Source organism: Acidovorax sp. NCPPB 3576 (genome assembly GCF_028473605.1).
Classification (GTDB): Bacteria; Pseudomonadota; Gammaproteobacteria; order Burkholderiales; family Burkholderiaceae_C; genus Paracidovorax.
In genome coordinates this window covers 2,204,657-2,222,430 of the sequence record NZ_CP097267.1, presented here as the reverse complement: position 1 = coordinate 2,222,430, position 17,774 = coordinate 2,204,657, and the positions used below count along the sequence as shown (strand labels likewise).

Sequence of the window (17,774 nt, the reverse complement as noted above, 5' to 3'; positions counted from 1 at the left end):
TCAGCTTTGCGCCGCGCGCGGCGCGTACTGATTGCCCACCACCTCGCCGAACGGCCCGCCGGGCGAGCCGCCCGCGAGCTTTTCCTGCACCGCCAGCGGCAGCAGCGGGAACACCAGCTCGGCAAAGCGGTATGCCTCCTCGAGGTGCGGGTAGCCCGACATCACGAAGGTGTCGATCCCTAAGGCGGCGTACTCCTTGATGCGGTCGGCCACGGTCTGCGGATCGCCCACCAGGGCCGTGCCCGCGCCGCCGCGCACCAGGCCCACGCCGGCCCACAGGTTGGGGCTGATCTCCAGGTCGGCACGGGAGCGCTTGGCCCCGCCGGCATGCAGCGCGGCCATGCGGCGCTGGCCCTCGGAGTCCATGCGCGCGAACACGGCCTGGGCCTGCACCACGGTTTCGTCCTTCACGCGGCTGATGAGGCTCTCGGCCGCGGCCCACGCCTCGGCATCGGTCTCGCGCACGATCACGTGCAGGCGGATGCCGAACTTCACCGTGCGGCCCAGCCGCGCGGCCTTCTCGCGCACGTCGGCCACTTTCTTGGCCACTTCGGCGGGGGGCTCGCCCCAGGTCAGGTAGGCCTCGACCTGTTCTGCCGCCAGATCGTGCGCCGCAGCCGAGGAGCCGCCGAAATACACCGGCGGATACGGCTTTTGCAGCGGCGGAAACAGCAGCTTGGCGCCCTTGACCGAGAGGTGCTTGCCTTCGTAGTCGAAGGTGCCGCCATCGTGGCTGCGCGTGAGGATCTCGCGCCAGATACGGATGAACTCGGCCGATTGCTCGTAGCGCGCCGCATGGTCGAGGAACACCCCGTCGCCTTCCAGCTCGACCTGGTCGCCGCCCGTCACCAGGTTGATCAGCAGCCGCCCGCCGGAGAGCCGGTCGAACGTGGCCGCCATGCGCGCGGCCAGGCTGGGCTGGTGCAACCCCGGCCGCACCGCCACCAGGAACTTGAGGCGGCGCGTCACCGCCACCAGGCTGGAGGCCACCACCCACGGGTCTTCGCACGAGCGTCCGGTGGGAATGAGCACGCCTTCGTAGCCCAGGCTGTCGGCCGCGACGGCCACCTGCTTCACGTAGTCGTGGCTGAGCTGGCGCGCGCCTTCGGTGGTGCCCAGGTAGCGGCTGTCGCCATGGGTGGGAATGAACCAGAACACTTGCATGCGATGACCTCGTCGTCGTTCAGTAGGAGATGGCGAAAAATGGCGCCCGGGCCACCGGCCGGCGCCGGCGCGCAGCCCGGGGTGCGGGAGCGAGCGCCAGCACGCGGGCGCTTTCGCGCGGTGCCGCCAGGCCCCAGGCCTGGGCGGTCACGCCCAGCACCCGGCGCACGCGCACCTGCAAAGGGGTTGGGAAAGGTGCGGACATGGGTGCGCCCTTTCAGAGCAGGTCCACCGGAGCGGCGTCCTGCAGGTTGAGCTTGCGGGGGATGAGCTTCAGGTCGAAGAAGGTGTCGGCGATCACCTGCTGCTCGGCCAGGATGTCGCGCGACACCAGCGAGGTGCCGTAGCCCGCGCGGCCCACGAACAGCTCGGTGACGGAGCGGTCCAGCCCCAGCACGGTGGACAGCTCCGCCGCGGCCTCGGCCTTGTGCGCAGAAATCCACTTGTCGATGCTGTCCACCTCCTGGATGGCGACGCGCAGCACGTCGGCGTTCCTGGCGGAATATTCGCGCGACGAAAAGTAGTAGGCGCGGTTGTTCGCCACGCCCGTGGCATCGGCCAGCACGCGGGCCTGCAGCGTCTTTTGCGCGGAGGCGAGGAAAGGGTCCCAGATCACCCAGGCGTCCACGGCACCTTTTTCGAACGCGGCTCGCGCATCGGGCGGCGCGAGGAAGACCGGCTGCACGTCGCGGTAGTGCAGGCCATGCTTTTCCAGCACCTTGACCAGCAGGTAGTGCACGTTCGAGCCCTTGTTGAGCGCGACGCGCAGGCCCTTCAGTTCGGCCACGCTCTGGATCGCCGAGCCCTTGGGCACGACGACCGCTTCCAGCTGCGGGCGCGGCACCGTGGCACCCACGTACACCAGCGGCGCGCCGGCGGCCTGGGCGAAGATGGGGGGCGCCTCGCCCACGTCGCCGAAGTCGATCGAGCCGACATTCAGCGCCTCCAGCTGCACCGGGCCGGCATTGAACTCGGTCCAGGTCACCTTCACGCCCAGCGGCGCCAGGCGTTTTTCCAGCGTGCCGCGGGCCTTGAGCAGCGACAGCCAGCCCTTTTGATGGCCGATGCGCAGCGTGCGTTCCGGTTTCTGGGCAAAGGCACTCGGCAGGCCGGTGGCCAGCGCGGCACCGAAGCCGGAGGCCACCAGCTTGCGGCGCAGGGAAGAGAAATTCGAAGTCATGCGATCGGTCTTTCTGGCGAGGGCCAGCGGGTGCGGGCGGCGATGCAGCGGCCTGCCCGCAGCTGGCGGGTTCTCGAAAATGGGGGGAAGGCTGGGGGGAGGAGAGGACGGCGGAGAACGGCCAAGGCCGGCGCCGTCCGGGTGCGTCAGACGCTACATCGCACCTGGGAGAAGTGCACCGGCGCGAACCGCGTGGCCTGGGCCGGCGCGGGCTGCAGGGTTTCGGTGATGAGCACGTTCACGGCGTCGTCCAGCCGGTCGGACACGTCGCGACCCACCTCGTAGGCGCCTTCGGGCGTGAGCGTGACCTGGGCATCGGTGGCGTAGATGCCCGGCAGGATGTGCTTGGCACCCAGCGACTGCAGCACCGGCCGCAGCGCGTAGTCCAGCGCCAGCATGTGGTGAGCGCTGCCGCCGGTGGCCAGCGGCAGCACGGTCTTGCCCTTGAGCGCCGTCTGCGGCAGCAAGTCGAGAAAGACCTTGAGCACACCGCTGTAGGCCGCCTTATAGACGGGCGTCGCCACCACCAGCACGCTGGCCTCGGCCACGCTGTCCACCGCATGGGCGATGGAGCGGTGGCCCGTGTCCGCCAGCAGCAGCGCCTGGGGCGACAGGTCGCGGATGTGCAGGCGCTGCACCAGCGCACCGCGCACCGACAGGCGCTGCGACACGGTATCCAGCAGAGCGGCGGAGCGGGAACGCTCCGAGGGGCTACCGGCGATCAGGAGGACGGACATGGAATAAGGCTTTCTAGCGCTGGCGGATCGGCAAGGCCGTCGTCTTCACTTCTTGGTGTAGATCTGGTCGAAGCTGCCGCCATCGGCGAAGTGCGCCTTGTCGGCCTTCGCCCAGCCGCCGAAGGCCTGGTCGATGGTCACCAGCGTCAGCTTGGAAAACTGCTTGTCGTACTTGGCCTTGGCCTTGTCGCCCGTGGGGCGGTAGAAGTTCTTGCCGGCGATGTCCTGGCCTTCCTCGGAATACAGGTACTTGAGGTATTCCTCGGCGACGGCACGGGTGCCCTTCTTGTCCACGTTCTTGTCCACCACGGCCACGCTGGGCTCGGCCAGGATGGAGAGCGATGGCGCGACGATCTCGAACTTCTCGGGGCCGAACTCCTTGAGCGCCAGGAAGGCTTCGTTCTCCCAGGCCAGCAGCACGTCGCCCACGCCGCGCTGCACGAAGGTGATGGTGGAGCCGCGCGCGCCGGTGTCCAGCACGGGCACGTTGTTGTACAGCTTGGCGACGAAGTCCTTGGCCTGTGCGTCGCCGCCGTACTTGCGCTTGGCGAATTCCCAGGCGGCCAGATAGTTCCAGCGGGCGCCGCCGGAGGTCTTGGGGTTGGGGGTGATCACCTGCACGCCGGGCTTCGTGAGGTCGTCCCAGTCCTTCAGGCCCTTGGGGTTGCCCTTCTTCACCAGGAACACGATGGTCGAGGTGTAGGGAGCCGAGTTGTGCGGCAGGCGTTTTTGCCAGTCGGCCTTGACAAGGCCGCCGTGCGTGACGAGCGCATCGATGTCGCCGCCCAGCGCCAGCGTGGCCACGTCGGCATCGATGCCGTCGATGATCGAGCGCGCCTGCTTGCCGGAGCCGCCGTGCGATTGCTTGATCGACAGGTCCTGCCCGCTCTTGGCCTTCCAGTGCTTGGCGAACGCCTGGTTGTATTCGACGTACAGCTCCCGGGTGGGGTCGTAGGACACGTTCAGGAACTGCACCGGCTGGGCCAGCGCCGGCAAAGCCGTCAGGGCCATGCCGGCCAGCAGGGCGGCGGCGAGAGGAAACTTGATAAAGTCGCGGCGAACGTTCATGAGAGGCTTTCTTTTGTGGAATGCGGTCCGGTGCGAATCACCGATGCAACGCATTCTGAAAGTCCCTCTTCAAAACTGGAACTACTGAAATTTCAGTTTTAAATACCCAAAACATCTAAACAACCTTTCCAGGACCCTTCCCCATGGCACGTACCGTTCAATGCATCAAACTCGGCAAAGAAGCCGAAGGCCTCGACTTTCCTCCTTATCCCGGTGACCTGGGCAAGCGCATCTGGGAAAGCGTCAGCAAGGAAGCCTGGGCCGCCTGGCTCAAGCACCAGACGATGCTGGTGAACGAAAACCGCCTGAACCTGGCCGACGCCCGCGCCCGCCAATACCTCGCCCGCCAGATGGAGCAGCACTTCTTCGGCGAAGGCGCCGACGCCGCCCAGGGCTACGTGCCCCCGAGCGCCTGAGCCACCCGCGGTTCATGCCCGAGCCCATCGACTGGCTGGCGGACGGCACCCCCTACAGCCCGCGGTTCGGCGACCGCTACCACAGTGAAAACGGCGGCCTGGACCAGGCGCGCCGCGTGTTCCTGCACGGCTGCGGCCTGCCCCAGGCCTGGGCCGGCCAGCCGCGCTGGCGCATTCTGGAGACGGGCTTCGGCCTGGGCCTGAACTTCCTCGTGACCTGGGCAGCCTGGCGCAGCGACCCCGAGCGCCCCGCGCTGCTCCATTTCGCCTCGTGCGAGGCCCACCCGGTGGCGGCGGCCGATCTGCTGCGCGCCGGTCTCGCCCATCCCGACCTTGTGCCCTTGTCGATGCAGCTGCACGACCAGTTCTGGGGCCTGCTGCCGGGCGTGCACCGCCTGTCGTTCGAGCAGGGCCGCGTGCTGCTCACGCTCTATGTGGGCGATGCCCAGGCCATGCTGCGCCAGCAGATGCCGACGGCCGATTCGGTGTACCTGGACGGCTTCAGTCCGCAGCGCAACCCCGACCTTTGGAACGAACACACCTTGAAGGCCGTGGCGCGCTGCTGCCGGCGGGGCACGCGGCTGGCGACCTGGACCATCGCGCGGGCGGTGCGCGACACGCTCGCGCAATGCGGCTTCACCGTGGCCAAGGTGCCGGGCGTTCCCCCGAAGCGCGACAACCTGCAGGCCACGTTCGATCCCGCCTGGGAGCCCCGGGCGGCGCGCAATGCTCCGCCGCCGCTGGAAGTGGCGGCCGCGTCCGAATGCCTGGTGATCGGCGCGGGCCTGGCCGGCGCCTCGGTGGCCGCGAGCCTGGCGCGGCGCGGGTGGAAGGTGCAGGTGCTGGACCGCGCCGATGCACCGGCCCGCGGCGCCTCCGGACTGCCTGCCGGCCTGTTCGCGCCCCATGTGTCGCCCGACGACAGCGTGCTGTCGCGCCTGTCGCGAAGCGGCGTGCGCGTCACGCTGCAAGCGCTGTCGTCCTTGCCGGTGGGCGAGGCCTGGAGCCCCTGCGGCGTGCTGGAACACCGCGTGGACGGCAGCCCCGGTGTGCCACCGACCTGGGCGGGCGGCAGCGGCAGTGACTGGAGCCGCCCTGCCGACGCCCAAAGGCTTCACCAGGCCGGCTTGCCGGCACAGGCCGTCGCCTGCTGGCACGCGCAGGCCGGATGGGTGCGGCCGGCACGGCTGGTGCAGGCGCTGCTGGACCACCCGGCCATCGCCTGGCACGGCGGCGCGAACGTCGCGCAGTTGCGCCCATTGCCGGCAAAGGAAGACGGAGCAGCCGAAGCAGCCGCTACCCGCTGGCAAGCGATCGATCCAAAAGGAAACGTGCTGGCCGAAGCCCCTTGCGTTTTCGTCGCTGCCGGGCCCGGCAGCATGCCGCTGCTGGACCACCGCTGGGTGCTTCAACCGCTGCGCGGCCAGGTGTCGTGGGCCGAAGAGGGCCATGGCGCGCAAGACTGGCCCCCTTTCCCTGTCAACGGCAACGGCAGCCTGGTGCCCCACATCCCCGGACCGCATGGCGCGAATGGCGCGCGGCGCTGGTACGCGGGCTCCACCTTCGAACGCGATGCAACGCAGCTCCCGCTGAGCGCCAAGGAAGAGGCCGCGGCCCATGCGGCCAACTGGGACAAGCTGCGCACCCTGCTGCCGGCAGTGGCCGAAGAATTGGCACCCGCCTTCGGCCAAGGCACCGAGACATCGGCTGCCCTTACCGCCCAAAGCGCAGACCCCTTCGACCCGAACGGGAGTGCAGCCGGCAATGCCCCGCCCGCCGTGCATGCCTGGGCCGGCGTGCGCTGCGCCGCGCCGGACCGCCTGCCCATCGCCGGCCCCGTCGATCCGCACGCCCTGCCCGGGCTGTGGGTGTGCACGGCGATGGGGGCGCGCGGAATCACGCTGGCGCCACTGTGCGGCGAACTGGTGGCCGCCCGGTTGCATGGCGAACCCTTGCCGCTGGACGCCCGCCTGGCCCGGGCGCTGGGCACGGAGCGGCTTGTGACCCCGGCCTGACCCGCGGCCCCGGCGAAAACGGCGCCAAACCCCTCATCGCCATTTTCCGGCTCCCGTCCCGCGGCAACCCGCACCAGGCTTGAGGAATATGCTTATCCGCATAACGGCTGCACAAAACAATCGTTTGTTTCCATAAAGACTCCCACTACATTCGCCCGCATGCATGATTTGGCATTCGTTTTCGCGGGCTTCGCGGTGGGCTTGATCGTCGGCCTCACCGGGGTCGGTGGCGGCTCGCTGATGACGCCCATCCTGATCTTTTTCTTCGGCGTGAAGCCGCACCTGGCCATCGGCACCGACCTGCTGTTCGCCGCCTTCACCAAAATGGGGGGCACCGTGAGCCTGGCGCGCCAGCGGCTGGTGCCCTGGAAGGTGGTGGGCCTGCTGTGCGCCGGCAGCGTGCCGGCCGCGCTGCTGTCGCTGTGGGCACTCCAGGTGATGGGCCCGGGCAGCAGCGCCGCCCAGCGCATCATGACGACCACGCTCGGCGTCGCCCTGCTGCTGACCGCCGCTGCCATGCTGTACAAGGCTTTCGTTTTTTCTCCTGCACGCCAGGCGGCCGACAACGTGGCGCGGGCGAACGCCGGCGACGATGCCGCCCGCCCGCGCCACTGGAGCCTGCCGGTACTGCTGGGCGCGGTGATCGGCACGCTGGTCACCTTCACCTCCGTGGGCGCGGGCGCCATCGGCGTGACGGTGCTGCTGATGGTGTTTCCGCTGCTGCCGTTGCCGCGCATCATCGCGGCCGACATCGCCTATGCCGTGCCGCTGACCCTGGTGGCGGGCCTGGGGCATGCATCGCTCGGCTCCGTGGACTGGCCGCTTCTGGTCCAATTGCTGGCGGGATCGCTGCCCGGCATCTGGCTGGGCTCGCGCCTCGTGTCCCGCGCGCCGGAGCGGTTGATCCGCTCGGCCCTTTCCGTGCTGCTCGCCTGGGCGGGCGCCAAACTGGTTTTGATCTGAGTGACCCACGATGTACCAATACACAGACTTCGACCGCGAATTCATCCGCCTGCGCGCTGAGCAGTACCGCGACCAACTCGAACGCTTCCAGGCCGGCAAGCTCTCGGGCGACGAATTCAAGCCCCTGCGCCTGCAAAACGGCTGGTATGTGCAGCGCTACGCGCCCATGCTGCGCGTGGCCGTGCCCTACGGCGAGTTGTCCAGCGCCCAGCTGCGCGTGCTGGCAAAGGTCGCCCGCGAATACGACCAGCCCGAAGCCGCCCTGCTGGCCGAGGCCCAGGCCACGCAGGAAAAGCTGGGCGACATTCCCCTGCACGACGGCCGGCGCATCGGCACGCAGCTGAAATACGGCTACGGCCACTTCACCACGCGCACCAACGTGCAGTACAACTGGATTCCGCTCGACAAAAGCGCCGACGTGATGGACCTGCTGGCCTCCGTGCAGCTGCACGGCATCCAGACCAGCGGCAACTGCATCCGCAACATCACCAGCGACGCGCTGGCCGGCATCGCCGCCGACGAGATCGCCGACCCGCGCCCGTTCTGCGAAATCCTGCGCCAGTGGAGCACGCTGCACCCCGAGTTCGCCTTCCTGCCGCGCAAGTTCAAGATCTCGCTCAACGGTGCACTGGAAGACCGCGCCGCCCTCGGCTGGTACGACGTGGGCCTGCAACTGCACAAGAACGATGCCGGAGAGCTGGGCTTTCGCGTGCGTGCCGGTGGAGGCATGGGCCGCACGCCGGTCATCAGCCCGGTGCTGCGCGAGTTCCTGCCGTGGAACCAGCTCATGAACTACCTGGAGGCCGTGATCCGCGTGTACAACCGCTACGGCCGCCGCGACAACGCCTGGAAGGCGCGCATCAAGATCCTCGTCAAGTCCGAAGGCCAGACCTACATCGATCAGGTCGAGGAGGAGTTCCGGCAGATCGTGGAGATCGAAGGCGGCCCGCACACCATCACCCAGGCCGAGCTGGACCGCGTGACCGCCTCGTTCCGCGAGCCCGATCTGGACCTGCGCCCGGCCGATGCCGAGGCCGAAACCGTGGCCCTGCTGCGCACCGCCGCCGAGAACGACCAGGACTTCGGCCGCTGGCTGGTGCGCAACGTGATGCCGCACCGCCACCCCCAACTGCGCGCCGTGGTGCTGTCCTTCAAGCGCCTGGGCTATGCGCCGGGCGACGCCACCGCAGAGCAGATGGAAGCCGCGGCCGACCTGGCCGACCGCTTCTCGGGCGGCGAGGCCCGCGTGACGCACGAACAGAACCTGCTGCTGCCCTGGGTGCGCCGCGACCAGTTGCCCGAGCTGTACAAGGCCGCCAAGGCGCTGGGCCTGGCCAAGCCCAACATCGGGCTGCTGACCGACATGATCGCCTGCCCCGGCGGCGACTTCTGCTCGCTGGCCAATGCCCGCTCGCTGCCCATCGCCGAGGCCATCACCGAGCGCTACCAGGACCTTGACGAACTGTGGGACCTGGGCGAGATCGACCTGCACATCAGCGGCTGCATCAACAGCTGCGGCCACCACCACAGCGGCCACATCGGCATCCTGGGCGTCGACAAGGACGGCAAGGAGTGGTATCAGATCACGCTGGGCGGCGCCGACGGCACGAACCTGTCGGGCCCGGCCGTTCCCGGCAAGATCATCGGCCCCTCGTTCAGCGCCAGCGAAGTGCCGGGCGTGATCGAGGCGCTGCTGGCCACCTACCGCACCGAGCGCCTGCCCGTGGCGGATGCCGCCCATGGTCCCCGGCACGAGAACTTCATCGACACCGTGCGCCGCGTGGGCATCGAGCCGTTCAAGGCCGCCGCCAATGCCGCGCGCCACCCCGCCGAAGTCCTGTCCGCCTGAACCCGCCGCCGTCCCCAAGCCCCATCGAATTACTATGAAAATAATAGCTGCCAGCGCACATAGCACTAGCGCGGAAGGCCAAAAAGTCCTTGAACTGGCCAACGACGCCGACCCGCTCGCGCAAGACCTTGCAGGCGTCACGCGCATCGACCTGCACTTTCCGAAATTCACCGACGGCCGCGCATTCAGCCAGGCCCGCCTGCTGCGCCAGCGTCTGAAATTCGCAGGCGAGATTCGCGCCACGGGCGACGTGCTCATCGACCAGCTGGTGCAGATGGCCCGCTGCGGCTTCGACGTGGCCGTGCTGCGCGAGGGCGTGGATAGGGCCGACGCACAGCGCCAGCTGGACCGCTTCCACGCCTTCTACCAGGGCGACGTGACGCACCCGCTGCCGCATTTCCGCGACGCCGCCTGACCGACGACGCCACCCCGCCACCGATGCCGACGAACGCGCCGCACACCGGCGCCCCCACCGAGATCCCCCGCATGAATGCCCGCACCGAATCCCATGTGCTGAGCCACCTCAGCAACCGCCACCTGGACGCGCTGGAAGAAGAAACCATCTTCATCCTGCGCGAGGTGGCCGCCGCCTTCGAGCGCCCCGCCCTGCTGTTTTCGGGCGGCAAGGATTCGCTGGTGATGCTCCGGTGCGCCGAGAAGGCTTTCGGCGTGGGGCGCATCCCGTACCCGCTGCTGATGATCGACACCGGCCACAACTTCCCCGAGGTGACGGACTTCCGCGACTTCCGCGCCAAGGAACTGGGGGCCGAGTTGATCGTGCGCAGCGTGGAGGATTCGATGGCGCGTGGCACCGTGCGCCTCGCGCATCCCGGCGAGAGCCGCAACGTGCACCAGTCGGTCACGCTGCTTGAGGCCATCGAGGAATTCCGCTTCGACGCCCTGATCGGCGGCGCCCGCCGCGACGAGGAAAAGGCCCGCGCCAAGGAGCGCATCTTCTCCCACCGCGACAGCTTCGGCCAATGGCAACCCAAGGCCCAGCGGCCCGAGCTGTGGACGCTGTTCAACACGCGCCTGGCGCCGGGCGAGCACTTTCGCGTGTTCCCCATCAGCAACTGGACCGAGCTGGACGTGTGGCAGTACATCGACCGCGAGCAGATCGCCCTGCCGTCGCTCTACTACACCCACAAGCGCCAGGTGGTGGAGCGCAAGGGCCTGCTCGTGCCGGTGACCGACCTCACCCCGCCGCGCGACGGCGAAACGGTGGAAACGCGCGACGTGCGCTTTCGCACCGTGGGCGACATCACCTGTACCTGCCCGGTGGAAAGCCCGGCCGCCACGGCCGCCGACATCGTGATCGAGACCCTGGCGGCCGATGTGAGCGAGCGCGGCGCCACGCGCATGGACGACAAGACCTCCGACGCCTCGATGGAAAAGCGCAAGAAAGACGGGTACTTCTGATGACCACCACTACCAATTCGATAGCAGCACAGGCAAGCAATCCGCCGGCATTGGGTCAAAACGATACAGTGTCGGCACTGAAGTTCATCACCTGCGGCTCGGTCGATGACGGAAAGAGCACGCTCATCGGCCGCCTCCTGGTGGACAGCAAGGCCGTGCTGCAGGACCACCTGGCCGGCGTGCAGCGCCAGGGGGAGACCGACCTGGCCCTGCTGACCGACGGCCTCTCGGCCGAGCGCGAGCAGGGCATCACCATCGACGTGGCCTACCGCTATTTCGCCACCGAAGAGCGCAAGTTCATCATCGGCGACGCACCCGGCCACGAGCAGTACACGCGCAACATGGTCACTGCCGCCAGCAGCGCCGACGCGGCCGTGGTGCTGGTCGATGCCACCAAGCTCGACTGGAAGAACCCCGGCCTCGAACTGCTGGTGCAGACGCGCCGCCACTCGCTGCTGGTGCACCTGCTGCGCGTGCATTCGCTGGTGTTCGCGGTGAACAAGCTCGACGCGGTGGATGACCCGGCCCTTGCCTTCCGGCACATCCGCGATGCGCTCGGCGCGTTCGCGCAGGCCGCCGGCATCGCCGCGCGGGCGACGGTGCCCGTGTCCGCCCTCAAGGGCTGGAACGTGGTGGACGGGCACCCCGGCTGGTGCGGCTACGAAGGCCCCAGCCTGCTGGAGATCCTGAAGCAGTTGCCCAACACGCCCACCGACCTTGCGCTGCCGCTGGCTTTTCCGGTGCAGTGGGTCGAAAAATTCTCGTCCTCCGCCGACACGTCGCAAGGCCGCCGCGTGTTCTGGGGCCGCGTTGCCGCAGGCAGCGTGGCGCCTGGCACGGCCGTGCAGGTGTTCCCCAGCGGCCAGCAGGCCACCGTGGCCCAGGTGCTGGACCACGCGCGCCGCCCCGTGGGCGTGCCCGCCGGCCAGAGCGCGGGCATCGTGCTGGACCGCGAGGTGGACGTGTCGCGCGGCGACTGGATCATTGCCGCGCCGCAGGCCGCCGCCGTAGCTGCCGACGATTTCGACACCCCCGCATCGACACCCGCCTGGCCCGGCCGGCGCGAGTTGCGCGCCACCGTGGCCTGGATGGACGACGAGCCCCTGGTCGCCGGCCGCGTGTACTGGGCGCTGCACGGCCACCGCTGGGTCAAGGCCAAGGTGCAGCGCGTGGTGCACAAGCTCAACATCCACACGCTGGCCGAAGAAGACGCCGCCCAGCTCGACCCCAACGCGATCGGCCACGTGGACCTGCTGCTGCAGGAGCCCCTGCCCGCTGCGCCGTTCACCCAGGCGCGCGTGCTGGGCTCGCTGATCCTGGTCGACACCGCCAGCCACAAGACCGCCGGCGCGGTGCTGGTGAACGGCCCGGCGGCCTGACACCGGCGACGCCGAATCCTTGCCGTTGCAGGGGCGGCCCAACGAGCCGCTCCCTGAAACGCCCTAAAATCGCGGGTTACCCCCGATCCAAAGACAACTCCTGCCATGACTCACGTCGTCTCCGAAAACTGCATCAAGTGCAAGTACACCGACTGTGTGGACGTGTGCCCCGTGGACTGCTTCCGCGAAGGCCCCAACTTCCTCGTGATCGACCCCGATGAATGCATCGACTGCGCCGTGTGCATTCCCGAGTGCCCGGCCAACGCCATCTTTGCCGAGGAAGACCTGCCCCCGGACCAGATCGCCTTCATCAAGATCAACGCCGACCTGTCGCCCCAGTTCAAGAGCATCACCAAGCGCAAGGCGCCCCTGCCCGACGCCGACGAATGGAACGGCAAGCCCGGCAAGGTGGCCGAACTGATCCGCTGAAGCACACAGGCCCCCGACGCCCCGTGAAGACCGCCGCGACCCCATCCCCCCAGAGGGCCGTCGAGACGGATGCCGCCGTCATCGGCGCGGGGCCGGTCGGGCTGTTCCAGGTGTTCCAGCTCGGGTTGCAGGGCATCGCAGCCCATGTGATCGATGCGTTGCCCCACGTGGGCGGCCAGTGCGCCGAGCTGTACGGCGACAAACCCATCTACGACATTCCCGGCATTCCCGTCTGCACCGGGCGCGAACTCGTCGCGCTGCTGCAGCGGCAGATCGCGCCGTTCCAGCCCACCCTGCACCTGGGCCAGCGCGTTGCCACGCTCGTGCCGCAGCCCGATGGGCGGCTTTTGCTGCAGACCACGGCCGGCACCGCGCTGCTGGCGCGCACCGTCTTCATCGCCGCGGGTGTGGGCGCGTTCGTGCCGCGCGCCGTCAAGGCCGAAGGCATCGAGCGCTTCGAAGGCACGCAACTGCATTACCACGAGGATGCGGCCGACACCGCCGGCCGCCATGTGGTCGTGCATGGCGGCGAGGACACCGCCGTGGCCCGCGCCATCGCCTGCGCCCAACTGGGCCCGCAAGCCGCCGCCAGCGTGACCCTGCTGCACCGGCGCGATGCCTTCCAGGCCTCGCCCGAGGCCCTCGCTCAATTGCAGGCCCTGCGCGATGCCGGCCGCATCGCGGTAGTGGCCGGGCAGATCGTCGGCATCGAGGTGCAGCAGGACCGCCTGGCCGCGCTGCAACTGATCGACCCGGACGGCCAGCCCCGGCCATTGCCGCTCGACGTGCTCATCGCCTGCCTCGGCATCTCGCCGCGCCTGGGCGCCATCGCCGACTGGGGCCTGGCCATGGAGCGCAAGCAACTCGTCGTCGATACCGCGGCGTTCCGCACGGCCATCCCGGGCATCCATGCCGTGGGCGACATCAACACCTACCCCGGCAAGCGCAAGCTGATCCTGTGCGGCTTCCACGAAGCCACGCTGGCGGCCTTCGGCGCGGCGGAATACCTGGCCGGCGCGCCCGTGGCGCTGCAATACACCACCACCAGCGCCCGGCTGCACGAGCGGCTGGGGGTGGCGGTGCCGGCGGCCCCAGCGCCATAGAATCGCGACTTCGCCAGAGGCAGCCACCGGCCAGCCGACCGGCGACTGAAAAAGTCGCCTTGACCGGTTGAAAGTCATCCTCGCGCAGGGAAGCCGCCTTCCGCCACGCCCACCGCGCGCAGACCCCGCGTGCCTTGGGGCCAAGCCCGTGCCGCGACCCTGCTCTGCCTGCCATTCACGGAGCATCCCATGCCACCCTCGTCCCCTGCGCCCGCCAACGACGCGCTGATCCCCATCGCGCCCGACCGCCGCGTCTTCCGTTTCGGCGACCATGCCTCGCTGTGGTTCAGCCTCGGCGTGGGCCTGCTGGTGATGCAGGTGGGCGCCTATCTGATGCCCGCGCTGAGCCCGCGCGAGGCGCTGGCGGCCATCGTGGCCGGGTCGCTGATCGGCGCCGGCCTGCTGGGCTGGGTGGCCAAGATCGGCTGCGACAGCGGCCTGGCAAGCGCCGGACTGATGCATGCCGTCTATGGGCGCGCGTTCGCGGGCCTGCCCATCGGGCTCAACATCGTGCAGCTCGCGGGCTGGGGCGCGTTCGAGCTGGTGGTGATGCGCGATGCCACGGTGGCCATCGGCCGGCAGGCCGGCGCCATGGGCGGGGCCCACTGGCCGGTGCTGGCCACGCTGCTGTGGGGCGGCGTGGTGATGCTGCTCATCAGCGGATCGATGGTGCAGCTGGTGCGCCGGCTCATCGCGCGGGTGGCGCTGCCCCTGGTGGTGCTGTCGCTGCTGTGGCTGAGCTGGCAGTTCGTGTCGCTGGCGCAGTCCCAGGGCTTCGCCACGCTGTGGATGCGCCCCGGCGCGGGCGGCATGGGCGTGCTGCCGGCGCTGGACCTGGTGATCGCCATGCCCATCTCCTGGCTGCCGCTGGTGGCCGACTACGCACGCCATGGCACCTCCGGCCGGGCCGCGCTGCGCGGCACCTGGCTGGGCTACGCGCTGGCCAACCTGTGGTGCTATGCGCTCGGCGTGCTGGTGGCGCTCACGCTGCCCAGCCAGGACCTGGTCACCGCGCTGCTGCTGGCCCAGGGCGGGCTGATCGCGCTGTCGCTCATCCTGATCGACGAGGTGGACAACGCCTATGGCGATGCGTACTCGGGCGCGGTCTCGGCCCACAGCCTGGTGCCACGCTGGGGCGTGCGCCGCTGGGGCCTGGCGGTGGCGGCGCTGTGCACGGCGCTGGCGCTGGTGCTGCCCATGCACAGCCTGGAGCCGTTCCTGCTGCTGCTCAGCTCGGTGTTCGTGCCGCTGTTCGGCGTGATCCTCGGCCGGCTGGCGTTCGGCGCGCCGGTGCAGCAGGCCCTGGCAAAGGCGCGGCAGGTGGAGTGGCTGCCCGTCGGCCTCTGGATCGCGGGCATCGCCTGCTACCACGGGCTGCCGCGGGTGCTGCCGGCGCTGGGCGCGGCGCTGCCGACGCTGTGCCTGTGCTTCGCGCTGGCGTTCCTCACCCGCCCGGGCCGTCGCTGAACAACGCCTGTGGCGCACACGGCCAGCTTGCGTGGCCGCGTGATGGCCTTATGCCCGAATCGGTCTCCAGCGCAATCAATTCGCCGGCATATAGCTATTATTTTTATAGCACCAATCACCAGCCTTGATCGGTGAGGAAGTGGTAGGCAATGCCCTGCGCGGTCAGCCCTGCAATATGCGCTGCGCCACGGGGCTGTGCCCATGGTTGAGCGGCCCGTGGCCCCGGCCGGTGTGCACGTCGGCGCCCGCGGCGATGGCCGCCAGGATGTAGGCCCGGGCATGCTCCACGGCCTGCACCAGCGGCTCGCCGAGCGCCAGGTGCGCGGCGATCGCGGACGACAGCGTGCAGCCCGTTCCGTGCCCGTTGTGCGTGGCGATGCGGGCCGACTGCAGCCGGTGGTGCAAGCCCTGCGGTCCGGCCAGCACGTCGATCACCCAGTCGCCCGGCAGGTGGCCGCCCTTGAGCAGCACGGCCGGCGCGCCCAGGGCCAGCAGGTCCTGCGCCGCAGCGTCCAGCGCATCGGCGCCGTCCACCGCCCGGTCCAGCAGCAAGCCCGCTTCGTCCAGGTTGGGCGTGACCAGCGTGGCGAGCGGAAACAATGCCTCGACCAGCACGCCCACGGTTTCCTGCGCGATGAGCCGGTCGCCGCTGGTGGCGACCATCACCGGGTCCAGCACCACATGCGGCAGACGGTGGCGGCGGATGGCATCGGCCACCACGCGCACGACCTCGGGCGAATGCAGCATGCCGATCTTCACGGCGTCCACGCCGATGTCCTCCACCACCGCATCGATCTGCTGGCGCAGCATGTCCGGGGGCACGCCGTGGATGGCGCGCACGCCCTGCGTGTTCTGTGCAGTCAGGGCGGTGATGGCGGTCATGCCGTAGCAGCCCAGGGCGCTGAAGGTTTTCAGGTCGGCCTGGATGCCCGCTCCGCCGCCGCTGTCCGATCCGGCAATCGACAGCACGCGTGCGTAGCGGCGCACGGCCGGCGGCGAGAGGGTCTCAGTGTTCATGGGCAAAAATTATGGCCCATGCGCCAGGTCAAACCGGCGGGCGCGGTCACTGTGCTGTAATCCCTGCACGGACGAAACAGGGGTGTCCCGCCCATGGCGCGCGACTGAGAAATACCCTGGGGCCTGGCGGCCACACCACCGCCCCGCGTGCCCCGCGACCCGATCCAGGTCATGCTGGCGTGGGGAGTTTCATCGGCGGAGCCTTCCCGTTTTGTCCCCCTGTTGGCTTGCAGACAGACGGACCCGATGCGCCCCCTTCTTCTTTCCCCTTCCTCGCCCTCTTCCCTTGCCATTCTGGGCGCCGGCCTCATGGGCCGGCTGCTGGCCGTGGAGCTGGCCCACCAGGGCCATGCGGTCACGATCTACGACGCCGCCGGGCCCGATGCGCAAGGCGCCGCGGCGCGCATCGCCGCGGCCATGCTGGCACCGCTGGCCGAGTCCGCGGTGACCGAGCCCGGCGTGGTGCGCATGGGCCACTACGCGCTCACGCGCTGGCCCCAGTTGCTGGCGCGCCTGAACGGGCCCGTGTTCTTTCAGCAGGAAGGCACGCTGATCCTGTGGCACCGCCAGGACGCGCCCGAGGCCGCGCGGCTGCGCGGACAGCTCGAACGCACCACGGCCTCCCTGCCCGAACTGCCGGCCCTGCAGGTGCTCGACAGCGCCGGAGTGCAGGCGCACGAGCCGGCCGTGGGCCAGCGCTTCGCCCAGGGGCTGTATCTACCCGGCGAGGGCCAGCTGGACAACCGGCAGCTGCTGGCCGCGCTGGAGGCCAGCTTCGCCGGCCTGGGCATCGAGGCCCACTGGCACTGCCCGCGCGCACCGTCGGACTTTTCACCCGGCACGCCCGGCCAGCCGGACTGGGTGATCGACTGCCGGGGCCTGGGCGCCCGCACGCAGTGGAGCGCGCTGCGCGGCGTGCGCGGCGAGGTCGTGCGCGTGCATGCGCCCGAGGTGACCCTGCGGCGCCCCACGCGCCTGGTGCACCCGCGCTACCCGATCTACATCGCCCCCAAGGAAGACCACCTGTTCGTGATCGGCGCGACCGAGATCGAATCGGACGACCTGTCCCCTGCCAGCGTGCGCTCCACGCTGGAGCTGCTGAGCGCGGCCTATGCGGTGCATTCGGGCTTTGCCGAGGCCCGCATCCTCGAAGTGGCCACGCAATGCCGCCCGACCCTGCCCGACAACCTGCCCGCACTCCGCCAGGTGCGCCCGCGCGTGCTGGAGGTCAACGGCCTGTACCGCCATGGCTTCATGATCGCCCCGGCCATCCTCGATGTCGTCATGGAATGGTTGAACCAGGGACAATCGGCGCTGGCCTCCCGTTTCGATTTGGCCCTGCACCTCGCCGAAGATGCGGCCCTTTCCCCATGAACATCACCATCAACCAGACCGCCACGACCCTGCCGGAGCCCGCCACCGTGGCCGACGCCCTGGCCACCATCGCCGCGCGCCCGCCCTTCGCCGTGGCGGTGAACACCGTTTTCGTTCCCAACACCCAGTACCACCTGCGCCAGCTCGCCGCGGGCGACCGGGTGGAAGTGATCTCGCCCGTGACGGGCGGCTGA

18 protein-coding genes are annotated in these 17,774 nt (G+C 69.3%); 12 read left to right on the top strand and 6 right to left on the bottom strand.

Annotation, left to right across the window (positions count from 1 at the left end; genetic code table 11):
- The 5 genes from ssuD to M5C98_RS10200 form a co-directional block, all read right to left on the bottom strand.
- Positions 1-1,164 carry an FMNH2-dependent alkanesulfonate monooxygenase gene (gene ssuD / locus M5C98_RS10220; protein WP_272552556.1) on the bottom strand — a complete coding sequence of 388 codons (1,164 nt, stop codon included), beginning with the start codon at positions 1,162-1,164 and terminating at the stop codon, positions 1-3.
- 19 nt (positions 1,165-1,183) lie between these two features.
- Positions 1,184-1,369 carry a hypothetical protein gene (locus M5C98_RS10215; protein ID WP_272552554.1) on the bottom strand — a complete coding sequence of 62 codons (186 nt, stop codon included), beginning with the start codon at positions 1,367-1,369 and terminating at the stop codon, positions 1,184-1,186.
- Between the two features lie 12 nt (positions 1,370-1,381).
- The gene (locus M5C98_RS10210; RefSeq protein WP_272552553.1) at positions 1,382-2,344 is read right to left on the bottom strand and encodes a sulfonate ABC transporter substrate-binding protein; all 963 of its coding nucleotides are present in this window, start codon (positions 2,342-2,344) and stop codon (positions 1,382-1,384) included.
- 146 nt (positions 2,345-2,490) lie between these two features.
- The gene (gene ssuE / locus M5C98_RS10205) at positions 2,491-3,081 is read right to left on the bottom strand and encodes an NADPH-dependent FMN reductase (protein WP_272552552.1); all 591 of its coding nucleotides are present in this window, start codon (positions 3,079-3,081) and stop codon (positions 2,491-2,493) included.
- A gap of 45 nt (positions 3,082-3,126) precedes the next feature.
- Positions 3,127-4,149: a sulfate ABC transporter substrate-binding protein gene (locus tag M5C98_RS10200; protein ID WP_272552550.1), complete on the bottom strand. Its 1,023-nt coding sequence runs from the start codon at positions 4,147-4,149 to the stop codon at positions 3,127-3,129.
- 143 nt (positions 4,150-4,292) lie between these two features.
- Here M5C98_RS10200 and M5C98_RS10195 point away from each other — a divergent pair, with 143 nt between their 5' ends.
- The 10 genes from M5C98_RS10195 (at position 4,293) to M5C98_RS10150 (ending at position 15,189) form a co-directional block, all read left to right on the top strand.
- Positions 4,293-4,565 carry an oxidative damage protection protein gene (locus M5C98_RS10195; protein ID WP_092743728.1) on the top strand — a complete coding sequence of 91 codons (273 nt, stop codon included), beginning with the start codon at positions 4,293-4,295 and terminating at the stop codon, positions 4,563-4,565.
- 14 nt (positions 4,566-4,579) lie between these two features.
- Positions 4,580-6,580 carry a tRNA (5-methylaminomethyl-2-thiouridine)(34)-methyltransferase MnmD gene (mnmD, locus tag M5C98_RS10190; RefSeq protein ID WP_272552548.1) on the top strand — a complete coding sequence of 667 codons (2,001 nt, stop codon included), beginning with the start codon at positions 4,580-4,582 and terminating at the stop codon, positions 6,578-6,580.
- A 159-nt stretch (positions 6,581-6,739) separates the two neighbouring features.
- A complete protein-coding gene (locus M5C98_RS10185) occupies positions 6,740-7,543 on the top strand; it encodes a sulfite exporter TauE/SafE family protein (protein WP_272552547.1) in 804 nt (267 codons plus the stop codon).
- Between the two features lie 10 nt (positions 7,544-7,553).
- Entirely contained in the window at positions 7,554-9,392 is a 1,839-nt protein-coding gene (locus M5C98_RS10180; protein WP_272552546.1) for a nitrite/sulfite reductase, read from the top strand.
- A 34-nt stretch (positions 9,393-9,426) separates the two neighbouring features.
- Entirely contained in the window at positions 9,427-9,807 is a 381-nt protein-coding gene (locus M5C98_RS10175) for a DUF934 domain-containing protein (protein ID WP_272552545.1), read from the top strand.
- A gap of 71 nt (positions 9,808-9,878) precedes the next feature.
- Positions 9,879-10,811 (top strand): sulfate adenylyltransferase subunit CysD, encoded by a 933-nt coding sequence (gene cysD, locus M5C98_RS10170; protein WP_272553239.1) that lies wholly within the window; start codon positions 9,879-9,881, stop codon positions 10,809-10,811.
- Complete coding sequence (locus tag M5C98_RS10165; protein WP_272552544.1) at positions 10,811-12,190, top strand: sulfate adenylyltransferase subunit 1; 1,380 nt, start codon at positions 10,811-10,813, stop codon at positions 12,188-12,190. The genes cysD and M5C98_RS10165 overlap by 1 nt, the downstream gene beginning before the upstream one ends.
- Positions 12,191-12,295: 105 nt before the next feature.
- Positions 12,296-12,619 (top strand): ferredoxin FdxA, encoded by a 324-nt coding sequence (gene fdxA, locus M5C98_RS10160; RefSeq protein WP_272552543.1) that lies wholly within the window; start codon positions 12,296-12,298, stop codon positions 12,617-12,619.
- Positions 12,577-13,722, top strand: a complete 1,146-nt coding sequence (locus M5C98_RS10155) for an NAD(P)/FAD-dependent oxidoreductase (RefSeq protein ID WP_442867254.1) — start codon at positions 12,577-12,579, stop codon at positions 13,720-13,722. Before fdxA ends, M5C98_RS10155 begins: the two co-directional genes overlap by 43 nt.
- Positions 13,723-13,911: 189 nt before the next feature.
- Complete coding sequence (locus M5C98_RS10150) at positions 13,912-15,189, top strand: purine-cytosine permease family protein (RefSeq protein ID WP_272552541.1); 1,278 nt, start codon at positions 13,912-13,914, stop codon at positions 15,187-15,189.
- Positions 15,190-15,351: 162 nt separating this feature from the next.
- Here the strand turns inward: M5C98_RS10150 and thiD are convergent, their stop codons facing one another.
- On the bottom strand, positions 15,352-16,206 hold the full coding sequence (thiD, locus tag M5C98_RS10145; protein ID WP_272552540.1) for a bifunctional hydroxymethylpyrimidine kinase/phosphomethylpyrimidine kinase: 855 nt from the start codon (positions 16,204-16,206) through the stop codon (positions 15,352-15,354).
- Between the two features lie 246 nt (positions 16,207-16,452).
- Between thiD and M5C98_RS10140 the strand changes: the two genes are divergently transcribed.
- Together M5C98_RS10140 and thiS are read left to right on the top strand one after the other, a co-directional pair.
- Complete coding sequence (locus tag M5C98_RS10140; RefSeq protein ID WP_272552539.1) at positions 16,453-17,580, top strand: FAD-dependent oxidoreductase; 1,128 nt, start codon at positions 16,453-16,455, stop codon at positions 17,578-17,580.
- Positions 17,577-17,774, top strand: a complete 198-nt coding sequence (thiS, locus tag M5C98_RS10135; protein WP_272552538.1) for a sulfur carrier protein ThiS — start codon at positions 17,577-17,579, stop codon at positions 17,772-17,774. The genes M5C98_RS10140 and thiS overlap by 4 nt, the downstream gene beginning before the upstream one ends.